The sequence below is a fragment of the Acidaminobacter sp. JC074 genome (assembly GCF_022496765.1).
Lineage (GTDB): Bacteria > Bacillota > Clostridia > Peptostreptococcales > Acidaminobacteraceae > JABXKX01.
This window is the reverse complement of record NZ_VANV01000026.1, coordinates 1-24,285: the sequence shown is the minus strand read 5'-3', so window position 1 is coordinate 24,285 and position 24,285 is coordinate 1. Positions and strand designations below refer to the sequence as shown.

At 35.4% G+C, this 24,285-nt stretch carries 31 protein-coding genes; 6 read left to right on the top strand and 25 right to left on the bottom strand.

Features of this window, described 5'->3' with window-relative positions; all coding sequences use genetic code 11:
* Positions 1 to 31 precede the first annotated feature (31 nt).
* Positions 32 to 778 carry a TIM barrel protein gene (locus EZV73_RS23680; RefSeq protein ID WP_240842927.1) on the top strand — a complete coding sequence of 249 codons (747 nt, stop codon included), beginning with the start codon at positions 32 to 34 and terminating at the stop codon, positions 776 to 778.
* A 13-nt stretch (positions 779 to 791) separates the two neighbouring features.
* Here the strand turns inward: EZV73_RS23680 and EZV73_RS23675 are convergent, their stop codons facing one another.
* Genes EZV73_RS23675 through EZV73_RS23640 form a run of 8 tightly spaced genes read right to left on the bottom strand, consistent with a single transcriptional unit; the run spans position 792 to position 6,009 of the window.
* Entirely contained in the window at positions 792 to 1,244 is a 453-nt protein-coding gene (locus tag EZV73_RS23675; protein WP_240842926.1) for a hypothetical protein, read from the bottom strand.
* 52 nt (positions 1,245 to 1,296) lie between these two features.
* The gene (locus tag EZV73_RS23670) at positions 1,297 to 1,611 is read right to left on the bottom strand and encodes a YbjQ family protein (protein WP_240842925.1); all 315 of its coding nucleotides are present in this window, start codon (positions 1,609 to 1,611) and stop codon (positions 1,297 to 1,299) included.
* 39 nt (positions 1,612 to 1,650) lie between these two features.
* Positions 1,651 to 2,703 (bottom strand): DNA polymerase IV, encoded by a 1,053-nt coding sequence (locus EZV73_RS23665; protein WP_255813989.1) that lies wholly within the window; start codon positions 2,701 to 2,703, stop codon positions 1,651 to 1,653.
* Entirely contained in the window at positions 2,703 to 3,218 is a 516-nt protein-coding gene (locus EZV73_RS23660) for a DUF5698 domain-containing protein (RefSeq protein ID WP_240842924.1), read from the bottom strand. Before EZV73_RS23660 ends, EZV73_RS23665 begins: the two co-directional genes overlap by 1 nt.
* Positions 3,218 to 4,192 carry a biotin-dependent carboxyltransferase family protein gene (locus EZV73_RS23655; protein ID WP_240842923.1) on the bottom strand — a complete coding sequence of 325 codons (975 nt, stop codon included), beginning with the start codon at positions 4,190 to 4,192 and terminating at the stop codon, positions 3,218 to 3,220. The genes EZV73_RS23660 and EZV73_RS23655 overlap by 1 nt, the downstream gene beginning before the upstream one ends.
* Entirely contained in the window at positions 4,186 to 4,878 is a 693-nt protein-coding gene (gene pxpB, locus EZV73_RS23650) for a 5-oxoprolinase subunit PxpB (RefSeq protein WP_240842922.1), read from the bottom strand. Before pxpB ends, EZV73_RS23655 begins: the two co-directional genes overlap by 7 nt.
* Complete coding sequence (locus tag EZV73_RS23645) at positions 4,875 to 5,630, bottom strand: LamB/YcsF family protein (protein ID WP_255813988.1); 756 nt, start codon at positions 5,628 to 5,630, stop codon at positions 4,875 to 4,877. The genes pxpB and EZV73_RS23645 overlap by 4 nt, the downstream gene beginning before the upstream one ends.
* 10 nt (positions 5,631 to 5,640) lie before the next feature.
* Positions 5,641 to 6,009 (bottom strand): NusG domain II-containing protein, encoded by a 369-nt coding sequence (locus EZV73_RS23640; protein WP_240842921.1) that lies wholly within the window; start codon positions 6,007 to 6,009, stop codon positions 5,641 to 5,643.
* Between the two features lie 73 nt (positions 6,010 to 6,082).
* Here EZV73_RS23640 and EZV73_RS23635 point away from each other — a divergent pair, with 73 nt between their 5' ends.
* Positions 6,083 to 7,093, top strand: coding sequence for an FAD:protein FMN transferase (locus EZV73_RS23635; RefSeq protein WP_240842920.1), 1,011 nt, complete (start codon positions 6,083 to 6,085; stop codon positions 7,091 to 7,093).
* On the opposite strand, the gene EZV73_RS23630 is transcribed toward EZV73_RS23635, so the two are convergent.
* Positions 7,086 to 7,523: a hypothetical protein gene (locus tag EZV73_RS23630; protein WP_240842919.1), complete on the bottom strand. Its 438-nt coding sequence runs from the start codon at positions 7,521 to 7,523 to the stop codon at positions 7,086 to 7,088. The genes EZV73_RS23635 and EZV73_RS23630 overlap by 8 nt on opposite strands.
* Positions 7,524 to 7,676: 153 nt before the next feature.
* Here EZV73_RS23630 and EZV73_RS23625 point away from each other — a divergent pair, with 153 nt between their 5' ends.
* Positions 7,677 to 7,940, top strand: coding sequence for a YkuS family protein (locus tag EZV73_RS23625; RefSeq protein ID WP_240842918.1), 264 nt, complete (start codon positions 7,677 to 7,679; stop codon positions 7,938 to 7,940).
* Between the two features lie 41 nt (positions 7,941 to 7,981).
* On the opposite strand, the gene EZV73_RS23620 is transcribed toward EZV73_RS23625, so the two are convergent.
* The 14 genes from EZV73_RS23620 to EZV73_RS23555 all read right to left on the bottom strand — a co-directional run bounded on the left by EZV73_RS23620 (position 7,982) and on the right by EZV73_RS23555 (position 19,814).
* Positions 7,982 to 9,547: a M23 family metallopeptidase gene (locus EZV73_RS23620; protein ID WP_240842917.1), complete on the bottom strand. Its 1,566-nt coding sequence runs from the start codon at positions 9,545 to 9,547 to the stop codon at positions 7,982 to 7,984.
* A gap of 129 nt (positions 9,548 to 9,676) precedes the next feature.
* Positions 9,677 to 11,950, bottom strand: a complete 2,274-nt coding sequence (locus EZV73_RS23615) for an HD domain-containing phosphohydrolase (protein ID WP_240842916.1) — start codon at positions 11,948 to 11,950, stop codon at positions 9,677 to 9,679.
* 109 nt (positions 11,951 to 12,059) lie between these two features.
* Positions 12,060 to 13,106 (bottom strand): ribosome small subunit-dependent GTPase A, encoded by a 1,047-nt coding sequence (gene rsgA, locus EZV73_RS23610; protein ID WP_240842915.1) that lies wholly within the window; start codon positions 13,104 to 13,106, stop codon positions 12,060 to 12,062.
* Between the two features lie 230 nt (positions 13,107 to 13,336).
* Positions 13,337 to 13,558, bottom strand: coding sequence for a hypothetical protein (locus EZV73_RS23605; RefSeq protein ID WP_240842914.1), 222 nt, complete (start codon positions 13,556 to 13,558; stop codon positions 13,337 to 13,339).
* Positions 13,549 to 14,487, bottom strand: coding sequence for a DUF6144 family protein (locus EZV73_RS23600; RefSeq protein WP_240842913.1), 939 nt, complete (start codon positions 14,485 to 14,487; stop codon positions 13,549 to 13,551). The genes EZV73_RS23605 and EZV73_RS23600 overlap by 10 nt, the downstream gene beginning before the upstream one ends.
* Positions 14,488 to 14,547: 60 nt before the next feature.
* Positions 14,548 to 14,997: a pyridoxamine 5'-phosphate oxidase family protein gene (locus EZV73_RS23595; RefSeq protein ID WP_240842912.1), complete on the bottom strand. Its 450-nt coding sequence runs from the start codon at positions 14,995 to 14,997 to the stop codon at positions 14,548 to 14,550.
* A gap of 90 nt (positions 14,998 to 15,087) precedes the next feature.
* Positions 15,088 to 15,240 carry a hypothetical protein gene (locus tag EZV73_RS23590; protein ID WP_240842911.1) on the bottom strand — a complete coding sequence of 51 codons (153 nt, stop codon included), beginning with the start codon at positions 15,238 to 15,240 and terminating at the stop codon, positions 15,088 to 15,090.
* 241 nt (positions 15,241 to 15,481) lie between these two features.
* Positions 15,482 to 16,246 (bottom strand): sugar phosphate isomerase/epimerase, encoded by a 765-nt coding sequence (locus tag EZV73_RS23585; protein WP_240842910.1) that lies wholly within the window; start codon positions 16,244 to 16,246, stop codon positions 15,482 to 15,484.
* Between the two features lie 9 nt (positions 16,247 to 16,255).
* Positions 16,256 to 16,969, bottom strand: coding sequence for a hypothetical protein (locus EZV73_RS23580; RefSeq protein ID WP_240842909.1), 714 nt, complete (start codon positions 16,967 to 16,969; stop codon positions 16,256 to 16,258).
* On the bottom strand, positions 16,962 to 17,660 hold the full coding sequence (locus EZV73_RS23575; protein WP_240842908.1) for an ATP-binding cassette domain-containing protein: 699 nt from the start codon (positions 17,658 to 17,660) through the stop codon (positions 16,962 to 16,964). The genes EZV73_RS23580 and EZV73_RS23575 overlap by 8 nt, the downstream gene beginning before the upstream one ends.
* An 80-nt stretch (positions 17,661 to 17,740) precedes the next feature.
* A complete protein-coding gene (locus tag EZV73_RS23570) occupies positions 17,741 to 18,490 on the bottom strand; it encodes a metallophosphoesterase (RefSeq protein ID WP_240842907.1) in 750 nt (249 codons plus the stop codon).
* Positions 18,441 to 18,668 (bottom strand): DUF2007 domain-containing protein, encoded by a 228-nt coding sequence (locus tag EZV73_RS23565; RefSeq protein ID WP_240842906.1) that lies wholly within the window; start codon positions 18,666 to 18,668, stop codon positions 18,441 to 18,443. The genes EZV73_RS23570 and EZV73_RS23565 overlap by 50 nt, the downstream gene beginning before the upstream one ends.
* Entirely contained in the window at positions 18,661 to 19,068 is a 408-nt protein-coding gene (locus EZV73_RS23560; protein ID WP_240842905.1) for a secondary thiamine-phosphate synthase enzyme YjbQ, read from the bottom strand. The genes EZV73_RS23565 and EZV73_RS23560 overlap by 8 nt, the downstream gene beginning before the upstream one ends.
* Complete coding sequence (locus tag EZV73_RS23555; RefSeq protein WP_240842904.1) at positions 19,068 to 19,814, bottom strand: nucleotidyltransferase domain-containing protein; 747 nt, start codon at positions 19,812 to 19,814, stop codon at positions 19,068 to 19,070. The genes EZV73_RS23560 and EZV73_RS23555 overlap by 1 nt, the downstream gene beginning before the upstream one ends.
* 82 nt (positions 19,815 to 19,896) lie before the next feature.
* Between EZV73_RS23555 and EZV73_RS23550 the strand changes: the two genes are divergently transcribed.
* From EZV73_RS23550 to EZV73_RS23540, 3 genes are all read left to right on the top strand, one after another.
* The gene (locus tag EZV73_RS23550; protein WP_240842903.1) at positions 19,897 to 20,148 is read left to right on the top strand and encodes a hypothetical protein; all 252 of its coding nucleotides are present in this window, start codon (positions 19,897 to 19,899) and stop codon (positions 20,146 to 20,148) included.
* Between the two features lie 9 nt (positions 20,149 to 20,157).
* Positions 20,158 to 20,835 (top strand): metal-dependent hydrolase, encoded by a 678-nt coding sequence (locus tag EZV73_RS23545; RefSeq protein WP_240842902.1) that lies wholly within the window; start codon positions 20,158 to 20,160, stop codon positions 20,833 to 20,835.
* Positions 20,836 to 20,907: 72 nt separating this feature from the next.
* Positions 20,908 to 21,090 carry a PspC domain-containing protein gene (locus EZV73_RS23540; protein ID WP_240842901.1) on the top strand — a complete coding sequence of 61 codons (183 nt, stop codon included), beginning with the start codon at positions 20,908 to 20,910 and terminating at the stop codon, positions 21,088 to 21,090.
* An 8-nt stretch (positions 21,091 to 21,098) separates the two neighbouring features.
* On the opposite strand, the gene EZV73_RS23535 is transcribed toward EZV73_RS23540, so the two are convergent.
* Together EZV73_RS23535 and EZV73_RS23530 are read right to left on the bottom strand one after the other, a co-directional pair.
* Positions 21,099 to 22,634 (bottom strand): DUF4652 domain-containing protein, encoded by a 1,536-nt coding sequence (locus tag EZV73_RS23535; RefSeq protein ID WP_240842900.1) that lies wholly within the window; start codon positions 22,632 to 22,634, stop codon positions 21,099 to 21,101.
* Positions 22,635 to 22,637: 3 nt separating this feature from the next.
* Positions 22,638 to 24,053, bottom strand: coding sequence for a hypothetical protein (locus EZV73_RS23530; RefSeq protein ID WP_240842899.1), 1,416 nt, complete (start codon positions 24,051 to 24,053; stop codon positions 22,638 to 22,640).
* Between the last annotated feature and the right edge of the window lie 232 nt (positions 24,054 to 24,285).

The window sequence follows — 24,285 nt, the reverse complement described above, 5'->3', positions numbered from 1 at the left end:
AACTGTTCATAGCACCATAAAGGAGATATTTATGAAAACACTCGGTTTTACATTTGATGAAAAAATACTAGCTAAAATGTCACTTGAAGCCTTTTTTTATGATTTACCACCATTTGATGCCATTGAGCTTGCACCTGATGAAAAACTCTTAGATCTAAAGACCTATAAAAAAATCGTAGATAGGGTCACCGAACATCATTTTCATGTTCCTTATTTTGTGACACCTGGTAAATACGATTTCTCATGTGAACATTACAAAAGTGATTATACCAAATTTTTTTCAATTATAGAATCACTACGTCAATATAGCGTAAAAACCCCGTCTATTATTGTTCACGGCTGTCAATTTGTCAGCGATAAAAATAAAGCTATAGAAAAAACCCGACAGGGGCTTGATCTACTCTTAAACTTTATTGAACAGAAAAGACTGGATTTTAACTTGCATTTAGAAACACAACAAAAGCATTTCCCTATTAGCAACAGACAAGATATACTGAAAATTGTCAATGATTTTGACCACCCTAGACTCAGCATATGCTTGGATATGAGCCATGACTGTAAAAACTACCAAACAGCACCCCATGAGCAATTTCTTGAAAAAGTTAGGTATGTTCACTTACATCATGAACATGACTCTTTTCAACATATACCTTTAACTTATATGAATGACATTGATTTAGAGTGTCATCATAACATCGAACTTCTAATGAGCCACTGTGATACTTACAGACAAACCTTAATCAGTGACATTCAGGCTTTTAATAGAGTATGGAAATAGGCAGCTAAGCTGCCTATATTAAATCTTCATGATTATTCTTGTCTCTTATTTTACCAATAAACCTACCAATAATCGGCCCAGTTAAGATAATGGCTAACATAAGGACCAAGTAATCAAAGAACCAAATCCCTGCTATTATACCGCCTAAAAGTCCCATTTGACTGTACTGGGTTTCATAATGGGACTTGGACTTTAGATTATGGACCTTTCTAAAATGGCTGATGATGGTCTTTATTCTAGTATTGTAAGCCCTTCGATGACTTTCCTTGATTTCCTCAGCCTTTTCAATGATATTTAAAGCATCCTGTAAATCTTCTTTTAGATAAGAACATTTTTCACAAGACCCAGATTCTCTCTCTAGCCTTTCAGCTACAGTTTTTAAATACTCCAGCTGCAGTCTTCTTACTTCTACATCATCTAGTTTATCAATCAGTCTATCAATTCTATTATTTATATCTACAAACATAAAATAAACCCTCCATACGCTTATTATAGCAAATGAAAGGTTTAAATCAAAACTATTCTACTTTTACAGCTGTACCATATACCAGAAGCTCAGCAGCTCCCTGCATGATTGCAGAGGTTGCAAAACGAATATTAACAATGGCGTCAGCTCCTTGATTTTCAGCATCCTTGATCATACGTCCTAAGGCAACTTGTCTAGCATTTTCAAGCATCTCAGTATATTCACTGATTTCTCCACCAACAATGGTCTTCAGGCCAGCCATAAAATCTTTACCAATATGCTTGGATTGAATGGTAGAACCTCTTACAAGACCAATCACTTCTTTAATCTCTTTTCCAGGAATTTCATTTGTATTAACCAATAACATATACCTCTCCTTTCAATTCTTATTTTTTCATCAAAAAGTTCATATATTTTCAAAAAAAGTGAGTTGTTCTTGTTCACGGTCTTCAAAGTTAGATACTGTCAGACCAATTAATCTCACTTTGGTTTCAAGTTGATATTCATCTAAAAGGTCATGTGCCACTTGCTCTATGTCCTTATATTTGTAGATAAAATAGGTCAGGGTTTTAGAACGTGTATGGAGCTGAAAATCATGTGTCTTTAGTTTTATGGTGACCGTCTTTACAGACACATGTTTTTTAGTCAAACTTTTTTCTATCTTTTCAGCAAAACCAGATAAGTAACCCTTGAGCTCTTTAACATCATCCGTATCTTCTCTCAAGGTATTTTCAGTTCCAATAGACTTTCTTTCTCCTGAGGACACATGAACCTCACGATCGTCTATACCGTGTATACGGTCATATATCTCAGCACCAAACTTACCCATAAAACTTTCATAGAAAGCCTTATCGTACTTAAGCATATCATCTATTGTAAATATACCTATCTTATTAAGCTTTTCAACAGATTTCTTTCCAAGGCCATGAACCTTTCTTATAGCTAGCGGTCTAAGAATATCAGGTATCATGGCTTCACTAATCTCCATAATACCATCAGGCTTGTTCCAGTCTGAAGCCAGTTTAGCCAGAAACTTGTTATAAGAAATGCCGACTGATAGGGTTAGACCAATCTCTTCCTTTACACGTTTTTTTATATATTTGGCAATGTAAGTTGGTGAATAAAACAAATCAGTGACATCCAGATAGGCTTCATCAATCGAAACCACCTGAACCTTATCACAAATAGAGTATAAGATATCAAAAATCTGTTTACTCACCTCAGAATATCTGCTGTGATTGCCAGAGACAAAAATAGCGTTTGGACAAAGCTTTTTTGCCATATAAGTCGGTTGTGCAGAATGAATCCCATATTTTCTAGCTTCATAAGAACATGTCGCCACAACCCCTCTGTCAGAAGAGCCTCCGACAATAACAGGTTTGCCTCTTAACTCAGGATGGTCAAGTTGTTCTACTGATGCAAAGAAGGCATCCATATCCACATGTAAGATTTTTCTCATTATTTCCTAATCCCATAACCACCATAAAGGGGTTTAGTATCCATGACTGTAATAACAGCATTTTCTTGCTTTTCTTTCACAATTTCCAATAAGTGTTTGACGCGTTTTCTCTTTACATACATAAAAAGAATATTTCTCTCTAGATTTCTACCCTCGCCATGAACCACTGTAACAGCATATTGCTCGTCTCTTAACTCCTTGGCTAGTAAGGGACCGTGTTCCTTTTTAACAATGATTTGCACCTGAGAAAGACCAATACCGATTTTTTCTTCAAGCACACTGCCCAGGTAGTTACCGATTGCAAAACCAAGGGCGTAAAATACAGCCTTAAAAGGATCTGCCATCAAATCATTCATAACAAAGGTCACAATAAATATCCAAAGGGTTACTTCTACAAAGGCTACTAGGGCCCCAATTTTTCTTTCCCCTCTGGTAATAAACACAATTCTTAAAGTCATCAAAGAAACTTCAATGATCTTTGCGAATAATATAAGTAAATAAAACAATATTCCCACTAGATTTCCTCCACATAAACATCGTAGGTGGTGCCGGCTACAGAGACCGAAAAATGTCTTCTATCATCTGCCAAACAAATTTCGTTTAAAGCTTTTAACCATTCTTTTTTTATTTTAACAGCCTCTTCTAAAGTGACTGCTTCAAAGCAAACTGTATCACCTGGCTTTTTTTGAGCCAATTTGTCTAAGTCGCATGAAATAACCGTCCCCACTCGTGTATAGCCACCAATGGTTTGTGCATCTCTTAACATGACCATAGGCTGACCACTCTTAGGTACTTGTATAGCCCCAGGAATGATAGGACTTGAAATGATATCTGCACCTTCTTTATGTTCTAAAGCCCCACCTTCTAACCTTATCCCCATACGGTCCAAGTCGTTGGTAACCTTGTATGTATGTTTAAATAGGTCTTGAGGTGATTTAAAGTCATCACATTCATAGCCTAGTAAAACTCTGATTTGATCTTTTCTATGAAGTTTTACCACTTTACCAAACTTAGGAAGCTCACAAGCTTTCACATGAATGTCGTCACCTGCTTCAAGCTTTCTTCCCTTATAACCGCCAGCAGCAATTTTAAGATAAGTTGATTGAGAAGCATAAACTTCTTCCAGTTCTAATATATCTGAAAAGGCTATGTAAGTTCTAAAACCGCTCATAAGACCTTTAAAGGACAATATATCCCCCGATTTAACATAAAGGGTTTGGTACATATTTAAGGCTCTATTGTTAAGTTGAGCTTGCATGTCTGCACCAGTTATCGCAATGGCCATCTCCTTCTTAAACTCTATACTGGACCCCATAAAGGTCATCTCCAATACAGGGCCGTGATCTTTGCCTACAAGCTTGTTGGCTAGAATCATCGCTTCTTGGTCCATAGCACCACAAATAGGCATGCCTTCACTCTGGTAGCCCAAACGGCCTTTATCTTGAAAAGTCGACAACAATCCAGCTTGTTTCACCGTGAATCCTAACATGATACCACCTCGATTTCATAAGCATCCATTTGAACAGCTTTTTCAATTCTATGGTATTCATCCTGACTAATCGGAACAAATCTAACATATTGCCCCATTTTCAAAAGGGTCTTTGAATGAGCTTGATCATACAGCTTTAAAGGTGTTTTGCCAATGATGTTCCAACCACCTGGTGTTGCAAGTGGGTATATGCCTGTCTGCTTGCCACCTATACCAACAGAACCCGCTTGAATTTTGGTTCTTGGTACTTCTAGTCTCGGTGTTGTCAGTCTTTCATCCATGCCACCTAGATAAGGAAAACCAGGGGTAAAACCGATCATGTAAATAAGATAGTCCCTAGATGAATGGCTTTCGATGACCTCTTCAAGAGATAAGCCAGTATGCTTCGACACACGTTCTAAATCAAGTCCTAAATCATAACATACAGGAATCCTCACAACAATCTTTTTATCATAATCTAAAGGGGAAGATTCAAAATCTAATACCCTTGCCTTTAGCGACTCATAGTCTGTCTTTAATAGATCATAATAAATCATGATCGAGTTATAAGATGGTACAACAGATAAAACACCTTCAAGCTCTAATATCTGCATATACATACTCTTAATTCTTAAGTGGATTTCTTCAGAAATATCATGAGAAAATCGAATTAAGATACTTTCTTCATTTACTGGGCTAATATTCATTTCACGGCTCCTACTTCAATATTATTATCTTTAAAAGAATCTAATAATGATTTTACCACTTCTAAGCCATGTTTGTTGTCGCCGTGAATACAAATACTGTCTCCAGACATAATTTTTTCTTTACCATCTATTGTTATAATTTTATTCTCTTTGATCATATGAAGACATTGGTTGACGCTGTCTTCAATTTTTTCAATCACAGCACCCTCAGTGCCTCTTGGAACCAATTTTAATTCTTCAGTATAGCGTCTGTCTGCAAATGTTTCCCTGCAGACCTTTATGCCTACTTCCTCGCCTGCTCTTATCATTTCAGAACCAGCAAGCCCCATAAAGACTAAGTTCTTGTCCACATCATAAATGGCTTTTGCCAGGGTGAGTGCTACATCATAATCTTTAGAAGCCAGATTGTAAAGTGCCCCATGTGGTTTTACATGAACAAGTTTACCGCCATACGTTTCCACAAAAGCCTTTAAGGCACCTATTTGATAGATCATCATACTTCTTAAAGCTTGATGACTCATTGTAATAGGTCTTCTGCCAAAACCTTGTAGGTCAGGATAACCGGGGTGTGCACCAATGGAAACCCCCTTCTTTATAGCCAACTTAACTGTTTTTTCCATAATCTCGGGATCACCAGCATGGAAGCCACAGGCTATGTTTACCGATGACACATAATTCATTATTTCCTCATCATTACCTATTGAGTAATGACCAAAACTCTCACCTAAATCACAATTTAAATCGATTTTCATAATGCCTCCACTAATCCACCATCACATCTATTGTTTTTTGACCAATAATCTCTATTACAAGCTTATGGGGTATGCAAATAATACTTTCGCCTGGTATGCTGATAGGCTGGTGTCTCACGCAAACTTGGTTAGGACAATTGGCTTCTTTCATCCACACTTCACCACCACTAATCTCAACGATATTGAAGTGGTCATTTTCTTCTAATACAAGGGTATTCATATAAGATTCATCAATTTTAAACTCATGTAAGACCGTTTGGTCCCTTGTGATTCTGACAATCTTATCATCATTTGATAAGCCCATAAAAAATGCATAACCATAAGACAGGACAACTCCTATCAGGATTATGATAATCACTTTTATATCTCCACGTTTCATACGCACCTCTTTCAAACCTATTTTAACATAAATAATTGTGTTATAATCAAAAATATCATCAAAGGAGAGAAAAATGAAAAATAAAATAATCTATGTATTATCATCCATTGTTATCATTGGATTTATCATTGTAAGTGTTCTATCATCACCTTCAGAGCCAGTTTCCAAAACTTATTATTATTTAGGTACAGTCATCGATATCACGCTTTACGAAGACAATGAACAAGTCTTTCAAGATATCTCTGATTTAATCTTAAAGTATGATAATCTCTTTAGCAGAAATATACCAACTTCTGATATCTCTAAGCTTAATGAATCAGGCAGATTAACTGTTGATGAAGAAACCTTTTCTCTGATACATTCATCCGTTCAATATAGCGAGCTTTCTGATGGTTATTTTGATATCACCATCAACCCCATTGTCGAACTTTGGGACATCGGTGGTGACAATCCAAATGTTCCGAGTGATGAAGCCATTCAAGATGCACTAAAAAATGTAAGCTACAAACACATTCTTTATCAAAACAATGAGGTACTTTTAAAGTCAGGTACATCCATAGATTTAGGCGGCATAGCAAAAGGTTATATCACAGATCAAATTGTAAACCTACTTAAAAACAACCAGATTGAAAAGGCCCTTATCAACTTAGGTGGCAATGTCTATGCATTAGGATCTAATCCTGAAGATGAAGATTGGCAAATTGGTATAAGACACCCTGAACTTGAAAGAGCAGATGCCATCCTTAAATTATCTTTACAAAACAAGTCCATCGTCACTTCTGGTGTTTACGAGAGATTCTTAGAAGATCAAGGTCAAATTTATCATCATATTTTTGATCCATTTACCGGTTATCCTATGGACAACAATCTGCTAAGTGTGACAATCATTTCAGATCAAAGTCTGGATGGTGATGCATTATCAACAGCTTGTTTTAACCTAGGTACTGAAAAGGCATTCGAACTTGCGGATTCTTTAGGCATTGATATCATTGTTATTACTAAGGATCATGAGGCCATTGTATCCAAAAACTTAAAAGACCATCTAGAACTTCTAGATGATCAATATACACTCACTTTTAATTAGAGCCTCGGCTCTTTTTTTCTTGAAAATAAGCCTGAATCTGACTTGAAAACATGGTATGATAAATGACTGCTGACATAACTGCAAAGGCGAGTAGATTTCTTATATATGCCGAAAATCCAAAACCAAAATACATATGCCCAATAAAGATATTTCTCAGGATGCAGGCCAAACAGATGGTTTCTCCTAAAGATAAGATCAATCTTGCAGTATGATTTTTTCTGATAAACTGATAGTTTAAATAAATGGCTCCTGCAACAAGTCCGACCAATAAGACCACTAGGCCCATCCCTTGCAAGATAAAACCAAATTGTGTTTTAAAAAAGTAAGTATCTGTTAAAAACCTAATGGAAAGGTAAAGGGTTAAAAGAACATTTGTCAGTCCTACCATTAATGCTGTTAATCTATCTAAATGCCAAGTGTATTGCTTCATAAATTCTCCTTAATTCTCCCCTACAATTCTAACACATCCAAGAAAAATGTAAATATGGTGACATGACTTTAAGATTAAATTGTTTACCATAAAATAAACAATTTATGCTTATCTGCCTTTTATTTGGGTATTTAGATAATGGAGGTGATTGTAATGAAAAACTACAAAATTGCAGTTCAAAGGGGACTAGACGAAGTAGAAGCAGCTTTAAAGCAAGAAGGTTTTGACGTTTACAAATATGGAACAGCAGGTTTAGATGCTGATGTAACCATCGTTACTGGTATCGATGAAGCTTACGAAGAAATACAACCAGCTCAATACCATGCAAATGGTAAAAAGAAAATGCTTGTTATCGATGGTACAAACTCAACAACTGAAGAAATCATGCAAAGAGTACATAGACACGTTAAAGGATAGTACAAAAAATAATGGATACAAAAGTATCCATTTTTAATGTCCTAATTAAGGAGTTCTGTGTAATTGTCATATGTTACAGGTTGACCAAATATAAGGTAACCGGGTTCTAAATACATCCTGTGATAAGATATGGAAAAATGTAAATGTGAACCTGTAGAAAAACCTGTTGTCCCCATTTTACCAATTAAGTCTCCTGACTTTACAAGGTCGCCCTCTTCACAATCAAGTTCACTTAAGTGTAAATAGGATGAAAAAATACCATTGCCATGACTGATAACAATTGTGTTGCCTGTCAAAATCAATTCCATAGATAGTACAACCTGTCCATCATAGGTCGCTAGAATTGGTGTGCCTTCTGTATTGGCTATATCTAGACCATTGTGTCTATAAGATGTCAGCTGCTCGTTGACATAACGTTTAATGCCAAACTCAGTTGTCAATCGGCCACTAGCAGGTAATGTAAAGCTTCTATCTTCTAAAAAACTTTCAGAAGCAGGATAAACATCCTTCTGTAAAGCCGGCTTATAGTATTCATTGTACTGGGCATATGCTTCATCATTTCTTGTAGCTGCTTCCGTAGACTTATTCACAGTCAGATACTGGAGTGAAAAGTCTCTTGAAACAACTTCTAAAGTCATCTCCACACTAAAGTCACCCACATTTATCTTCAAGGGATAAATCCCCGGTGAAGTATAGTAGGTAGATGGAATCAGACATTCATAGTAGTCACCATTTTCTACAAACTCAAGTCCTTCCATATAGTCTTGCTCAATAGACAAGTCCTCAATGTTTACAACGTTTTTTACTTGTATCAAACTTAATTCACCCTGTAAAATTAATGACTTTGTCATCAAAACCTCTGGCGGATACTGAACAACTAAGTTAAATGATGAAGTATCTCTACCATAAAAGAGCAAGTCTTTCCAAGTAGATTCTACACTGACAAGGTAGTTGCCATTTTTCTCAGGCACTGTAAAGCCATCCAGTGGACCAACATATACTAGACTCCCGTCCTTAGAAAGCTTTACTTCCACCTCACCATCACTTTCAAGGTCAAGTTCTAAAGAAGGCTCTGTTATTAAAATGGTTTCGAGGTTGCCAGTCTCGTCAGAAGAGTCATGCCAGACACCATCTGCTTTCACATAGTGGTAATCTATTTGACTGTGTTTGATCGTTTGACCATTAACATTTAACAAATGTTCTTTGGCCTTTGAATAAGTATATAAATCCTCCAGTGCCGGCTGCATATAAATCCACTCTACCAGTGAATCATCTATCAGATAAATCCTATCTGTTTCAATATCCCTTAAGGATAAAGTATTAAAATTATAATCGAGACCAATTTCATATTCAACAGAGTCACCAAACTTCATCTCTAAAACAACAGACTTAATGATGTCTCCTTGATGTTTATCAAGCAGTTCATATTGCTTTAAAGTCTGCATCCTCATAATAAAAGTATTGGAATCCTCGTCTAAAGTAATGACTTCTCCGTCAATGGTCATCGTTTCTACATTTCTTACTGTAAAAGCAGTTGCATAACTGTACAAGCTTGCAAACAAAACAACGATTAGAACAACAACTAATCCATATAAATATTTTTTCATTTCCGTCCCTCACTCATGGGCATTATATCATATGAATAAATCATTCCAGTCTTTGTAAGCATAACTTAATATTAGCCTTCAGAATTAATGAAAAAAAGACTAGAAAAATCTAATAAGCAGGACTATGTCCTACTTATTAATTGCCTTTATAAAAGCATTGACAACATTTGTATCAAACTGCACACCCTTGTATCTTTCAAGCTCGTTCATGGCGTATTCATGACCTAAACTCTTTCTGTAAGAACGATTAGAAATCATAGCATGGTAAGCATCAGCTACACAGATAATTCTGGCCATCAAAGGAATCTCATCCCCCTTGAGTCCATCTGGATAGCCTTTACCATCCACTCTTTCGTGATGGCTTCTAACACACTGTAAAACAAGTGGATCATCTACGATATGTTTGGCTATGTTATAACCGGCTTTAGGATGAGATATTATAATATCAAACTCTTCATCTGACAGTCGGGTGGTTTTATTGATGATGGTATCAGGTACAGACAGTTTACCAAAGTCATGTAACAAGCCACCCAGCCTTAAGGCAAACTTCTGGTGGTCATCTAATTGCATTTCCTCAGCTATAAGCATGGCAAATCTGGCGACTTCTTCTGAATGTTTACCTGTATAAGAATCCTTTAGATCGATAACGCTTGCCAATGTATAAATAAAGTCTATTAGAAGCTTATCCTTAATTTCTATCGCAGCATTACCAGACATTTCTGCTTCAATACTGTCATGATACATAACCACCTTGTTTCTACCTCTAAACTTTGCATAGGTCATGGCCTTCTCAGCCTTCATGATCAAGACTCTTGAAGACACCCCATCTCTAGGATAAGCAGATATGCCAATGGAGAGGGTCAGTGGTAAATAGCCAGACAGTTCATGGAGTTCTTTATCCTCAATAACAGATATTCTAATGTCCTCTGCAACAGCTTCTGGAGTTGGTTGACCGTAATACATGACGGCAAATTCTTCACCACCATACCGAAATACATGTCCTTTATCACCAATGATATCAAGTGTAATCCTTGAAATTTCTTTTAGAATGGCATCGCCAATGGTATGACCTCTGATTTCGTTGATGGGCCTAAACTTATCGATGTCCAACATGATCAGATAGACGTCTTCACCAGCATCTTCAATCAGCTTATCGAACAAATCGTGAAAATGTCTGTGATTGCTAAGCCCAGTCAACTCATCTGTAACCAATACTCTGTTGAGTCTTGTTTTTTCCAACTCCAGCATCTTAGATTCGGTAAACAAGTTCTTTTGACTTTCTATATAATCAACAATGGCAATTAAAAGCATGGCAATAGAATAAAAAAGTATGCCGTAGATAGACAGTCTCAAATGTTTACCGTCAAAGAAAAATAACATGAAAGTATCGTATACAGAAGGCACGATCAAGAGAAAGCCTGAGACAACAATCATATACTCTTGAGGTTTTTTAGATATCCTATAATACTTAAAGGCCATATAAATCCATGAAACAATAAGACTTAGTATCAAGAAGTTATAACCTTGATAAAATTTTGAAAATGCGATCATGTCACCAGTAAAAAGCATGCCTATAATAGAACCAGCTATTACTGCATAAGCATACTTTTTAATATGCTTGTAATTGTAAAGAGTCGCCAGCGCTATAGTCACCAGTACCGTGGATGTATGAAGGGCTAATATGGCCATTTTCTTGAAATTCAGCGCACTGAGAAAGGCATGTTCAATAACCACATAATCCAGTAAATACACACTGACCAGGACAATACTTATGGGAAATAACAAATAACGTTTGCTGTAGTTTTCAGTTAATAAGAAGAGGATCAACTCCATAATGGAAATTGCCATTAAAATACCGATGGCTACCAAGTAAAATTTAGAGTGCAACCATTCCAGTCTATTGAAAAGTTCACCAGTAATGCCTTGCTGACCAAAGATCATAGGCATATAGGCATAACCAATTTTATAGTCAGAATAAGTCTCAAACCTAAAGACGTTTTCTGTCTCAAATAAGTCTTTAGATATGGTGAACTTATGTACCGAGTTCCACAAATGAAACCTGTCATTGCCTTCAATACCTATAATGCCAATCAGATGATCATTAAAGTAAATTCTATGCCAAGAGCCTCTTAATCTAGGTACAACAAGCAAGGCATCACTTTGATAATTTTTTATAAGCTCATCACCTATAAAAGTTTCATAAGTATGAAGGCCCTCGTCACCCTTATCAATTTTTCTGACTTTCATGTCTGTCATTTCATTCTTATATATGAATTGGTCAAGAAAAACCAAGTCTTCTTTATTGTCTTCTATTAAAAGATCTATCCTAGAGTAAAATGAAATCATCCAAAAAGCTATTATAAAAACTAGCAGCAGATATATGGAGAAATACCTTTTTTTCATCATCATCACCTCAGGTTTTTTCTACCCTAAAACAACCTTTGCTTAACACAATAAGCTAATAAAAAAACAAGTAATTTCAGTAGGTGTGTGTCATATAACAAAAACTCTGCTAATAGTTAGCAGAGTTCCATCTTTTGTTTCTAGGTTTAGACTTTCTTTTTAGTTTTTCTATCTTGGATGCTTGGACTTTTTCCTGATGCTTACGTTTTCTTTCTTGTCTTGAAATCTCTTTTTCTAGAGTTATATAAGATCGGTATCTAGCCTTTTCAAGACGACCATCTTCTAGCGCTTTCTTAATGGCACAATCCGGTTCGCCAGCATGTGTACAATCGTCAAAACGACATGATTTTGAAAGATCTATGATATCTTGAAACTCATGTGTTAAACCCTCTTCACCTTGATAGGTTGAGAACTCACGCATACCTGGCGTATCAATCAAACAAGCACCTTGAGTAAAAATCATTTCTCGATGTGTGGTTGTATGATGGCCCTTGTCATCATTTCTAAGACCATCTGTTTTCATAACTTCTTTGTCTGCCAGGGTATTGATCAGAGTAGATTTTCCTACACCTGATGAGCCTACTAGCGCAATGGTTTTGCCAAGCTGATTGTACTTGTCCAATTCATCTATATTATAGCCAGTAACTGCACTGATAGGAATACATTTAATCCCAAATGTAATACTTTCAACATCTTGTATCTGTTCTGAATAGTCATCCATTAAGTCCGCTTTTGTGAGAATCACCACAGGTTCAGCTCCTGATTCCCAAGCGCCAATCATATAGCGTTCAAGACGTCTTATGTTAAAGTCTTCATTAAGAGACATGACTAAAAATAGATAGTCCATATTAGAAGCTATGACTTGCTCATCGCTTCTAGCACCAGCCACTTTTCTAGATAGACATGTTTGGCGGTTTAGAAGTTTGTTAATCACATTTAAGCTACCATCTTTTGTTGTCTCATAAACAACAAAATCACCAATGCGAGGTAACAAGGCTTCATATTGCATCTTACCAGTGATAATAGCACCAAGCATACCATCTTCTGTAGCAAGTGTATAATGGTTTTGAGCATACTTAGCTACACGTCCAACTTTCTCATTTTCCTTTACTTGAGATGAGAAAAACTCGTTCATTCCAATATTGTTTAAATTCATTCAGTGTCCTTTCTAATAATTACCAATTTATTTTTGGGCATAAAAATACCGTAGACCTAGACCTACGGTTAGTAGTTATTAGAAAGCTTCATTCCGTAGGCATGTTTTGTTTGTGTTATTCATCATTAATTTGCTCATAATACATACCTCCTTTGAATTCCTTGTTTACATCACTAACTAAAATATAGCATATCTTGTCATAAAATAAAAATGACAAAAATATTACACCTCTATCTTTCGTTACCATGTTTAAAGTGTCCTGTAGCCTTAGCCAGTAAGAGCTGGGTGTTAAACTCATCTGCTTGATCTAACTTTCTAACTAGCTTGCCAGCTTGCTTTTCAGATAAAATCATAATCTGGCGATTCTCATAATAAATCATTACTTTACCGGCTTTGGTTACCTTATAATCAAATGGTTGATCTTTAAGTCGATCTCTTTCATCTATTGGCATGCTCTCTCCAATCGTATTCTAAAACGACAGCGTAAATCACCTCTTAAGACCGACTCTAAAAGTTCAATCTTTAAAGGTCTATCTAATATAACTTCAAATGGGAACTTTGCAAAACCAGCACTGCAATAACACCACTCGGAATCAACTGGTTCATCACTTAAAATAGATTCTTTTGCATAGGGGCAATGACAGTAGTGATACCTTTTAAAAAGATCACATTCAGCATGTAAAACAGCCTCGGTCTTATAAGGAAACTTGGTAATATAAATATAACCATCTTTATAGACGCCAGATAAGATTTCTTGATTAGATGAGACATAATCAACAATCTCCTGACTGATGACCTGTTCAAACCAAACTTTACCTGAATCACAGTGGTCTTGAAGTTCCTGAACTTTTCTTTTATGCCTTTCATAAAGGTAGGCTTCCAATGAAATGGATGATTCGTAGAAAGTCTTTTCAGTCAAAATAGATTCTCGTGGAATCTGATGATGATTGTCTGCAAGAATTTCTCTATAGACGTCCTTATCCAATCTAGAAATTTCTTTAACCATTTGTCTTGTTGGTGGAAAAAGTTTAGAAGGTGTTAAACCAAGGTCTGGAACTTCCAGTTGAAGGTCTTGATTCATAGCCTTACTCTTACTGTTGATACTTGCAATAACACCAACACCACCAAGCACACCTGTCATAAAAATATAAAGAGAAGGATAATCATAATCATAAAAGTACCTTGCTATGGCTATGAGTCTCTCTAAACTATTCTGCTTAACTGAAATCAAGTGGTCCATATAGTTTTCAAGATCATCACTTGAACATGTTTCGAAGTTCTTGCCGGATTGATCTAGATAAATTTCTAGAGCTCTTAAATAATCTCTGACCTCATTAAGCTTGTCTTCACTGTATCGATCCTTTAATTTACCTACTTCCATAAAATCACCGCCTTTATTAAAGGCTACCACAGGCTAGGGATAAAAACATGATAATTTATGTTATGATGATTTACCTGATAGCTCGTCCATTTGAATTTTAATAATAGCAATTTTCTCCATGACCTTTTGGCCATAAGTGAATTGTCTGTCGCTAAACTGAGCCATTAGAATATCTAGGCCGTCTTTTATTTCTTCTAGACTTTCTAGTATTTCTGCATGACCGTAACCTATTACACTTGAGTACTTAGTTGTGTACTTACAAGCGATATCTCCTTCGACAATAGTATTTTCTCCTTCTATTTCTACACATACCAAAGGATTTTTTCTAATCATATCAAGCTTTCTACCTTCTCTAGCGCAATGAATATAAAAAGCATTATCTTTAAAACCATAGTTCAATGGCACCACATAGGGTTTATTGTCTACTGAAAGTCCTAGTCTTAGGACATTTTGTTTTTCTATTAAATTGATAACAGCTTGATCTGTCATCTTTCTTTCTTTTCTTCTCATAAAGCACCTCCCTATGTAAAAGTATACATGAAAAAGTCCGTCTAGGCGACTCTATGCTTTAAATATAAGGCAAGAAAAAACGCCTATATTCTAAGCGTTTTTTTCATATGACTTCTCTTTATCTTTTTTACTTATGTCCTTAGCGTAGGTGATACATGATTCACAGACAAAATGACTTTTGAAAGGCTGTAGTTCTTCATCCGATTCACAAATCAAACAACTTTTCTTAACATCCTTTTGCATAAACCCTCCTTAATCTACTGGTAGATTGAATATTGAAAATGTAGATCTCAAAAGATACCAACATTTACCATGTATCAATAGTTTAACTTCAATTTACATAAATTTCAAGTACTATCAGAATATTTAGAATAATCAGGTTAATTTTGTATATTTGTCATAATTGTTGTTTGAAACACCACATTATGTAGCATCATACATATCATTTAATTGTATATCAATCACAATTGACATAATATGGCTTTTATGCCCTAAGTTTAAGTTTTTCTACTGATTGAGTCAAAGCTCTTGCAGTTTTGACTTCAATGACGCATGAAGCACCACTGTTCTTTGCCTGACTTATATAACCATCTATATCTAAGTCACCTGTATAGAGTTCTAAGTGATTGTGACTTGTAGTTGCATCATGGATATGATAGTGACATATTTTATCCCTGCGTAAATCAAAATAAGCCTTATCCTTATAGCCGCTGGTGATGTCATGTCCAATATCATAAGTCAAAAAGATATTGTCTGCTTCAAGTAGGATATCTGTTGCAGTTTGAATAAAATCCAAATCATGAATACCTGTGTTTTCAATGCATAAGATAATATCTGAAGATTCAACTAGCGACTTAAATTCTTGAACATAAGTTAAGTATTCATGATGAAACTTCTTATTTAAGAGCAGTTTTCCATCTGGTAAAGTAAAGTAAATGCCTTTAGACATGTGCATGTTTAAAAGCTTTACACCTAAGTTCTTGGCAATCTCTAATGCTGAGTTAAAAGAATCAAGTGCTGCCTGACGATAGATGGGATCCAAAACAAAGGGATCAAAACTTTCAGATAAGTGAAGTGTCAACTTCAAGTCATAAAGCTTGAGGTATTTCTTAATCTCCTCTACATCTATTTTGTGACTGTACAAAGGTAGATTCATATTGATTTCTATAAAGTCTAAGCCGAGCTTATGACAAAGCTCGGCGTTTTCTTTAAATGAATCAAACTCTATGAGTGCTGGCATACCTATCATATAAACCTCCTATTCAAAGCTTACTCTCTTCTCAAACAAATAGCCAACCAGTGCAAAGATAAGACCTGTGTAGATGGTCAAAAGACCTGCCTGCAACCAGTCTTGAGATGTATTATCCAAACTTATAAAAGGAAATACATATCTTATGTGAAGATACATCAAAACGACATAAATAACAGCTGTAATCATACCGCCAAAACGTATCTGCGAGAAAAAAGTTCTTAAAATGGCAAAGGATAAATAAATGATTAACACAATTAGAAGATAAGCCACCAGCTGCATATAAAGTGATACAAGAACTTGGGAAAATGAATTAGAACCATCATTAAAGTAGTTCATCAACTGAAAACCAGTAAGGCTTTCTATGGCTTGAAAGCATGTCATAACAGCCACACCATAAGCAACTGTCATTTCAAGTGCTGCAATAATCACCTTTGAACCTATTTTCTTGTAAGCCGTCAGAGGTAGAGCAAAATACAAGTCTCTTGTCTTGTTCTTAACTTCTAATCTCATAGAATTAATTGCACCTATGAATGGTAATAAACAAAGCGCACCAGAGAGCAGAATAAAGAATAATACTCTAAGAGGCATCTCCTCAAAGCTCATCATGCCATCTGCCTTGAATTTGGTTAATGCCAAGAAATATGTTAGAAAGAAGGCAAACAAGACACTTAGCGATACTTTCCACTTCTTGATAACTTCATATTTAAGTAGTTTAATCATATCTGTAAATCTCCTTATACAAGTCATGTATTGACATGTTTCTTTCTTCTCTTAAGACATTGACATTGCCTTTTAGCTCCAGATGGCCATTTCTGATAAAGATGACTTCATCAATAATATTTTCAAACTCATGAACCAAATGACTGGATATAACAATACACTTGTCTTTACTACTTTGTTCTCTTAAGACATCTAATATCATATCTCTTGAAATGGGGTCGATACCATTTAAGGGTTCATCTATCAAGTAAAGCTCTGCCTTTCTAGAAATGGTCAGTGCCACCTTCAGCCGCCCCAACTGCCCAGTAGAAAGAGTTTTTACCTTGCTAGACAGCGGCAAGTCCAAAGAAGCTATAATACCATGAACCTTATCACGATCAAAGCCCTCATAGAAATCATCAAAGTAGTTGATGGTTTCTTTAATGGTTAAGTAATCAAACAAATGTGATTCTGTTGGCATATAGGCGACAGCCTTTTTTAAAGCAGTTCCTTTTAACTCATTTTCGAAAATAATTTCACCAGAAGTCTTTTGAAGCAAACCTGACAAGATCCGCATCAAAGTGGTTTTTCCAGAACCATTAGGTCCTAGCAACCCTATTATTTTTCCCTTGTCAAAGGACACTGAAAAGTCTTCAAGTGCTTTAACAAATATATATTTCTTATTAAGATTTTTTACTTCTACAGTTGACATAAAACCTCCAATTAATCCTTATTAATCATACATCCTCTCTTTAGAAAAACAAATAAAGAAAACCTTAAAATAAGGTTAAATCATTTGCCGATATGTATGACAACTATTTCTGGTTGGTTAAATATCCTAAAAGGAAAGAGGCTGTTACCTAGGCCACGACTGATAATAAGCTTCTTATCTTCTAAATCATGACAGCCACTGGTGTATTCAGGCATAAAGCCCTGACCAGGAGAAAACAAACCTTTACCAAAGAGTCTAATTTGACCGCCATGTGCATGCCCTGACAAGATTAAATCCGCCTCAAATTGATCAAAAGATTCAGGCCTATGGTAAAGAACAATCTTATAGCCATCAATGTCTAAAGGCTCGAAACTATTAAAAGCAGGGTCATCATAGCCAATTATCCTAAAGTTCCCAATGGATTCATAGTCATTTCTTAAAACATGTACGCCACGACTTATAAGCTGACTGGTGACTTCATCAGCATGACCCGACCAAGCCTCATGGTTGCCGGTGACGTAGTAAATGGGATAATCTAACCTATCAATCCATTCTAGACTGCTTTCTAAATCATAGAATCTCCGGTCTATAAAATCACCTGTTATGACAATGATATCAGGTGTCTTACTTTGAATCTTCTTAACAATAGAATCATTTATTTTCATATGATGAATGTCTGATAAATGGACAATGGTCAAGTCTTCATCATAAGGTATTTCATATGATGTGATGACAACATGCTTGTTCATATAATATAAAATACCTAAGATTACAAGTAGACTAATCATCCATAATCTGCGACTGCTCAATAATTTTTTTAGCTTCTTCATAATCTTCTTCATCCACATACAAGTCCAGTCCTTCATGCCCCTGTCCTAAATATATCTCCATTATATGAGGTCCATTCTTTTCTGAAATATACAAGCCAATACCTGCATCTTCAAGAATATCCTTGTACATCTCTGCGATGATATAATGGCTGACATTCATGAGTTTTTTTCTATCCATTGTAGACCCCCTCACTTCTTATATATAAGGTTCTTGTTCTTGGGCCGTCAAACTCACAAAAGTAGACAGATTGCCAAGTTCCTAAAATAGGTCTGCCCTCTTCTACTAAAACCGTTTGGTCAACCCCCATAAAAGATGACTTTAAATGAGCGTGAGAGTTGCCTTCAAAGTGTCTGTAATCTCCCTTGACTGGAAAAACCTTGTTTAAAGTCTTTATGATATCGAAAACAACATCAGGATCTGCATTTTCATTGATAGTAAGGCCAGCAGTGGTATGGGGACAAAAGAAAGTCAACCTACCTGACTTAAGTTTACTCTCTTTTATAACCTGGTTCATATAAGTGGTTACATCAATCATATCTTGTTCGGATGTTTTAATTTTAAATGTATAAGTTTTCATCATACCTCCCTAATGATTTCATGCATAAGCTTCATGACATAATGTTTCTCATCATCAGAAAAAACCTTCATAAGAGAATTTCCGACATGCATAAACATTTCAAGGCCTGCTTCAACTTGATCTTCAAGATTGGTTTGAACAATACCAAATGCTTGAGGTGCTAAATCTTTAATAGGGTTTTTATCATCTAGATGATTCATAACCACATCGTAAAAATCATTGTCACTTGAAGTATACAAGTGATTTTTTAATACCAATACCTGAAACATGCCATAGGTCAAACCATACAAGCCACAAAGCATTTTGCCATGATGATTATCCAGTAGGCCCTGTAAGGCCTTTTGAGCCTCTTCTATATAACCAATGTACTCATTTTTACTGGCATAGAGACTGTGTTCTTTATCCACACTGGTCGGTACATGAGACAAGCAATTATTCTTAAAAGCTTCCAAAACCTGTTCTGGATCATAAAGAATCTTCATTTCCTTAAAAGAAGAAACACCACGAATCATAAGTTTTACATCACACAGGTAATTATCAAGTCCTTCTTCAGTATAATATGTTAGGGTAAAGTACTTGTCTTTAAAAAGAATGATTTGAGATGATTTATCCTCTTCAACTAAAAAAACTAAGTCAATGTCACTCCAAATTTTTTCATGTCCACTGGCATAAGAACCTACCAGACCTATGCCTTTATATGATTTTACATCCAAGGTATTTATATATTCTAAAATAATTTCGTTCATGCGCCCTCCATTTTCCATCATTTTATCAGATAATCTTTTAATTTAAAATTCTTTTGTCATATAATAGTCCTAGGAGGACACTATGAAAGACTTAGGCAACATCCATCAATCTACTAAAAGATATTACATAGAAGCATCAATCGCCCATAGAGAAAATGAAGACATGAAAAAAGCCGTACGTTCCTTGGGTATTGTATTAATGTTCTTTGAAAACTCACTTGATAACGAGTTTATTATCAGAGACACAAGAAACTTCATATATGATTTAATGAAAGAACAAGAAAACAAAACAGGCAAGAAGCTCTTAAAAGGTTTGTTAAAGATCATCAAATAAGGAGGCAAAATGAAAGTTAAATTTATCGGTCATGCAACATTTTATTTTGAAACAAAGAATATGAAGGCCATTATCGATCCTTTTATCACGGGTAATCCAGTGGCTACCATAAGCAGTGAGGATATCACGGACTTGACTCATATTTTTGTAACACATGGTCATGGTGATCATTTGGGAGATACCGTAGAACTTGCTAAAAAACATGGGGCTATGGTCATCACAAACTTTGAAATTTGCAACTATTTATCAAATCAAGGCGTTCAGGCTCATCCAATGCATATTGGTGGTAGAAAGACCTTTGATGGATTTGATGTTAAAATGACGCCTGCCCTTCACGGTTCTGCTATACAAACAGAAAACGGCCCTGTAGACGGTGGCAATCCAGGTGGCTTTTTAATCACTGTAGAGGATAAAGTCCTTTATCATGCTGGTGATACAGGACTAACCATGGATATGAAACTTTTAGAAGATGAACATGTAGATTTGGCCCTCTTGCCAATTGGCGGTAACTTTACCATGGACATTAAAGACGCGGTAAGGGCCGTAGACTTTATCAAGCCAAAGAAAGTGGTGCCAATGCATTACAATACCTTCGGTCTTATTGAAGCAGATCCAAATGATTTTAAAGAAAAAATTAAAGACGCACAAGTCCTTATTCTATCACCAGGTGATACGATAGAAATCTAATCTCATTTTAATTTTATACTAAAGAAAGCTTAAAAAAGCTTTGACATAATAAAATCATATAAAGGAGGGCGTATGGAAAAGCAATTAAGAAAATCTCAAGATAAAATGTTACTCGGCGTCTGTGGTGGTTTGGCTGAATACTTCAATATAGATCCGAGTATAGTAAGAATCATATTAGCATTATTCACCTTATTAGGCGGCAGCGGTATACTCTTATACATTATTCTAGCAATTATTATGAAACCTGCAATTTAAATGGATGCTTAATCAGCATCCATTTCTAGTTCTTCATATTGTAAGGCATAGTTGATGGCATTTTCATCAAAAATGGTCACTTCGTAAAGCCACTTACCATCCTTATAAAGGATATCACTGACCTCTTTTTTAGAATCTTCAAATGAAATCAGTATTTCAGTCTGGCCTGTTAAAAGGTCGTATTTATTTAGGTTACCACCTCTGGTAATGGTTCCATAAGCATAACCATCTATAAACAAAATCGTATGGTCGTCATACCATTTGCACTTTTTAACAGTATTAGATGATTCATATGTTTTTTCGACCAAGATTTCAAGTTTTTCCTCAGTAAAATCATAGAGATATAAACTGCCTACATCTTCAAAGGCATAAGGTGATATAAATATCATTTTATGACTTGCTGATGAAAGCTCAGGATAAGCATCCATAGAATCCGTTAAGACTGAAGCCTCACCATCCTTTACAAGGACAATTGGATATTGATGTTTATAATACAGTATTGTATCTTTAACTACTAAATACGATTCGTAAACCATCCCTTTATAATGGACTTGATCATCAATGATATAGACCTTTTCATCCTTTAGATCTTCTAAGACCCAAGTGCTTGCCTTTTCAAAGTAAGACAATAAATCCAGTGAGTTCATGGATGCAGTCACAAGGTCTGGTAAATGATAGTGTTCTTCATGATAGACTTTAAAGAGCTTGGCATGATAGTCTAAAACAATTTGATCTGTAATATCAATCAAGTATTTGGAAACTGGCTCCTCTAAATAGCCATAGGCCTTGATTTTCTCTTTTATAAAGGGTTCTAATAAAGTCTTTATCAGATTATCACCATACTCAAGACTTAAGACATCAACTGCTTCACTGACTTCTAACTCAGGCATATAATACATAACCGTCTTATAATAGGAAATACTAGACTTATCAAGATCTTCATTTTCATAATAAGACAGCGATATCTTAAAATCATCTAGTGTAAAGCCTGCCTTATCCTGCCACTTTTCAGCTACACGCTGTGACAATAAAAACTCATTTAAGTAGTTGGCCCTATTGTAGAGTGTTTCTTGGATTTCTTGCCACTCAGTTTTATAAAAGCTTTCAAATCCTTCAACATAGTTTATAGCATTTTCTTGTATCAAGAGTGATAGAATCGGCATCAATGCCTTATTATTAAACTTTTCTTTAACATAACCTTCTACAGATGTGTTCTTTACATATACTTCTATGGCTGAATAATCCTCTTGATCAACGGCCTCTAGCCAATCTTCAAAGTAAACTTGCCACTTTTCTTTTGAATCAAAGTTGTAGTTCAAAGGAATATAGTAAAAAACAAGTGGCATTAGATAATCCACCTTATGGGTATATAGGGTTTCATAATCCGCTCGGTCTTGATAGGCCTGTCTTGTAAACTCTGTGTAATTGACACCCACTTCTATATCTGTATATAACTTGTTGTCCTTGTGTTTGACTTCTAATGTTTCTTGACTACATGATGTTAGAAGCAATACGATTATTATTAAGTACTTAATATATTTCAAAATCTACTTGTACTCCTTGTTGTAAAAACCATCAAAGGTCTTTAAATAAATACTTTCATGTATTTTCTTTTCCCTGTTTAAGCTGATGTTTCCAGACTCTATTAAAACATCATCATTTATAAAATCATAAGTAATGATTTGAGTGGCTTTGGTTTCTGGATTATAACGTTCATAGACAGAAGATAATAACCTGTAGTCAAACCTAGTATCAAAATAAAACTTATCTGACCAGTAGTAAGTGTCCTTTCCAGATATCCTGATGACCAAGATGTCTTCTTCAAAGCGAATATCGTCAATGGTCAAATCACTTAGATCTAAAAGAACTTGGACTTGATAATCAGAGCCTTTTTCTAGAACCATTAAAATCTTATGATCATTTTCAATTAAAAGGGCTTCCAAATGGTCATTTTCATCCTGCTGTATGATTTGATAATCAAAAGGCACCAAGTCATCTTTAGAACCTGAAAGTTCAGTCTTAAATCCATTTTCAAGTAGAGGCATAATCTGAACTTGTCCTCTCATATCTATAGGTGGTCCATCTAGGTCATTGGTTATAATTAGATGGTCACTTGCCCCTGTCAAGTCTTTATGGAGCCAGACATAAAGATGACGATCTTTTCTGATTCTAGCAAGGTTTGATATCTTCACTTCATGATCAGATAGACTTATATCATAAGCTATATTTACAAGCTCATCATAATAGTCACCCAAAAGAGCTTGAATGAGTCTAGCTTCCTCTTCATCTGATGCTATTTTTAAATCTCTCAAACTAGGAGAGCTTACCCGCTTTGTTTCACTGTAAACCTGGCTTTGACCATCATAGTCAATCACAAGTTCATACCTTTCATTTATCATTAGATAGGCATCGCTTAAGGGCAAATAATAAGCTGATTCGGTTTTTATACCAAGCTCATACTCTGAACTTTCCTTGCCATTTTCATAAAAAACCTTATTGATTAAAATCAAGTGTTCAAACAAGGGTTCAATGATCACTTTATGACCAACATAATAAGTATTGTCATATTGCTCATAAACACCCATCATAGCTAGCGTATCTTCTGTTATCTCTGGCTTTTTATTACCAACATAAATCGGTGTTAGATCCTCCACCCGAACCCCTAATAAAGTGTCATCCTCAATGTAAATAAGCAATTCATCTTCTTCAGCGCGAACTCTAAAAGCATTATGTTTGCCTTCACCTCTAAAAATGACTTGTCTATCAGCAAAATCAAACTTACCAAATATATCATCTCCTTGAATTTTATACTGACAAGTTATTTCTTCGTCTCCAAACTGACCTGTCAAAATATAATCTTCAGTGATTTCTACACTTTCTTTTTCATCATAAGTAACCATGGTTTGATTGTTACCACAGCCTATTAGAAGTATGAATATTATAAGTAACATGAGCTTTTTCATTCGATCACCTACTATTATTGTATCTTAGAGAATTCCCAGATACAATTGTTTAAAAAGAATTCATATTCCATTATAATAGATTCAAGGAGCTTCTTGCGATATAGTTAAATAAAGAAACCTCACAACTTAATAGGTTATAATGGTAGTGACTAAACTAACCAGAGCTTATTAAGAAGGAGGCTTCAAATGAATTATAACAAGAATGAGAAATTAAAACAAATTACTGATGAAA

Excerpts from the sequence above, each read along its gene's own strand:
- EZV73_RS23680 (WP_240842927.1), top strand. The coding sequence starts at position 32 with ATGAAAACACTCGGTTTTACATTTGATGAAAAAATACTAGCTAAAATG.
- EZV73_RS23675 (WP_240842926.1), bottom strand. The coding sequence starts at position 1,244 with ATGTTTGTAGATATAAATAATAGAATTGATAGACTGATTGATAAACTA.
- EZV73_RS23670 (WP_240842925.1), bottom strand. The coding sequence starts at position 1,611 with ATGTTATTGGTTAATACAAATGAAATTCCTGGAAAAGAGATTAAAGAA.
- EZV73_RS23665 (WP_255813989.1), bottom strand. The coding sequence starts at position 2,703 with ATGAGAAAAATCTTACATGTGGATATGGATGCCTTCTTTGCATCAGTA.
- EZV73_RS23655 (WP_240842923.1), bottom strand. The coding sequence starts at position 4,192 with ATGTTAGGATTCACGGTGAAACAAGCTGGATTGTTGTCGACTTTTCAA.
- pxpB (WP_240842922.1), bottom strand. The coding sequence starts at position 4,878 with ATGAATATTAGCCCAGTAAATGAAGAAAGTATCTTAATTCGATTTTCT.
- EZV73_RS23645 (WP_255813988.1), bottom strand. The coding sequence starts at position 5,630 with ATGAAAATCGATTTAAATTGTGATTTAGGTGAGAGTTTTGGTCATTAC.
- EZV73_RS23640 (WP_240842921.1), bottom strand. The coding sequence starts at position 6,009 with ATGAAACGTGGAGATATAAAAGTGATTATCATAATCCTGATAGGAGTT.
- EZV73_RS23635 (WP_240842920.1), top strand. The coding sequence starts at position 6,083 with ATGAAAAATAAAATAATCTATGTATTATCATCCATTGTTATCATTGGA.
- EZV73_RS23630 (WP_240842919.1), bottom strand. The coding sequence starts at position 7,523 with ATGAAGCAATACACTTGGCATTTAGATAGATTAACAGCATTAATGGTA.
- EZV73_RS23625 (WP_240842918.1), top strand. The coding sequence starts at position 7,677 with ATGAAAAACTACAAAATTGCAGTTCAAAGGGGACTAGACGAAGTAGAA.
- EZV73_RS23620 (WP_240842917.1), bottom strand. The coding sequence starts at position 9,547 with ATGAAAAAATATTTATATGGATTAGTTGTTGTTCTAATCGTTGTTTTG.
- EZV73_RS23615 (WP_240842916.1), bottom strand. The coding sequence starts at position 11,950 with ATGAAAAAAAGGTATTTCTCCATATATCTGCTGCTAGTTTTTATAATA.
- rsgA (WP_240842915.1), bottom strand. The coding sequence starts at position 13,106 with ATGAATTTAAACAATATTGGAATGAACGAGTTTTTCTCATCTCAAGTA.
- EZV73_RS23605 (WP_240842914.1), bottom strand. The coding sequence starts at position 13,558 with ATGCCAATAGATGAAAGAGATCGACTTAAAGATCAACCATTTGATTAT.
- EZV73_RS23600 (WP_240842913.1), bottom strand. The coding sequence starts at position 14,487 with ATGGAAGTAGGTAAATTAAAGGATCGATACAGTGAAGACAAGCTTAAT.
- EZV73_RS23595 (WP_240842912.1), bottom strand. The coding sequence starts at position 14,997 with ATGAGAAGAAAAGAAAGAAAGATGACAGATCAAGCTGTTATCAATTTA.
- EZV73_RS23590 (WP_240842911.1), bottom strand. The coding sequence starts at position 15,240 with ATGCAAAAGGATGTTAAGAAAAGTTGTTTGATTTGTGAATCGGATGAA.
- EZV73_RS23585 (WP_240842910.1), bottom strand. The coding sequence starts at position 16,246 with ATGATAGGTATGCCAGCACTCATAGAGTTTGATTCATTTAAAGAAAAC.
- EZV73_RS23580 (WP_240842909.1), bottom strand. The coding sequence starts at position 16,969 with ATGATTAAACTACTTAAATATGAAGTTATCAAGAAGTGGAAAGTATCG.
- EZV73_RS23575 (WP_240842908.1), bottom strand. The coding sequence starts at position 17,660 with ATGTCAACTGTAGAAGTAAAAAATCTTAATAAGAAATATATATTTGTT.
- EZV73_RS23570 (WP_240842907.1), bottom strand. The coding sequence starts at position 18,490 with ATGAAGAAGCTAAAAAAATTATTGAGCAGTCGCAGATTATGGATGATT.
- EZV73_RS23565 (WP_240842906.1), bottom strand. The coding sequence starts at position 18,668 with ATGGATAGAAAAAAACTCATGAATGTCAGCCATTATATCATCGCAGAG.
- EZV73_RS23560 (WP_240842905.1), bottom strand. The coding sequence starts at position 19,068 with ATGAAAACTTATACATTTAAAATTAAAACATCCGAACAAGATATGATT.
- EZV73_RS23555 (WP_240842904.1), bottom strand. The coding sequence starts at position 19,814 with ATGAACGAAATTATTTTAGAATATATAAATACCTTGGATGTAAAATCA.
- EZV73_RS23550 (WP_240842903.1), top strand. The coding sequence starts at position 19,897 with ATGAAAGACTTAGGCAACATCCATCAATCTACTAAAAGATATTACATA.
- EZV73_RS23545 (WP_240842902.1), top strand. The coding sequence starts at position 20,158 with ATGAAAGTTAAATTTATCGGTCATGCAACATTTTATTTTGAAACAAAG.
- EZV73_RS23540 (WP_240842901.1), top strand. The coding sequence starts at position 20,908 with ATGGAAAAGCAATTAAGAAAATCTCAAGATAAAATGTTACTCGGCGTC.
- EZV73_RS23530 (WP_240842899.1), bottom strand. The coding sequence starts at position 24,053 with ATGAAAAAGCTCATGTTACTTATAATATTCATACTTCTAATAGGCTGT.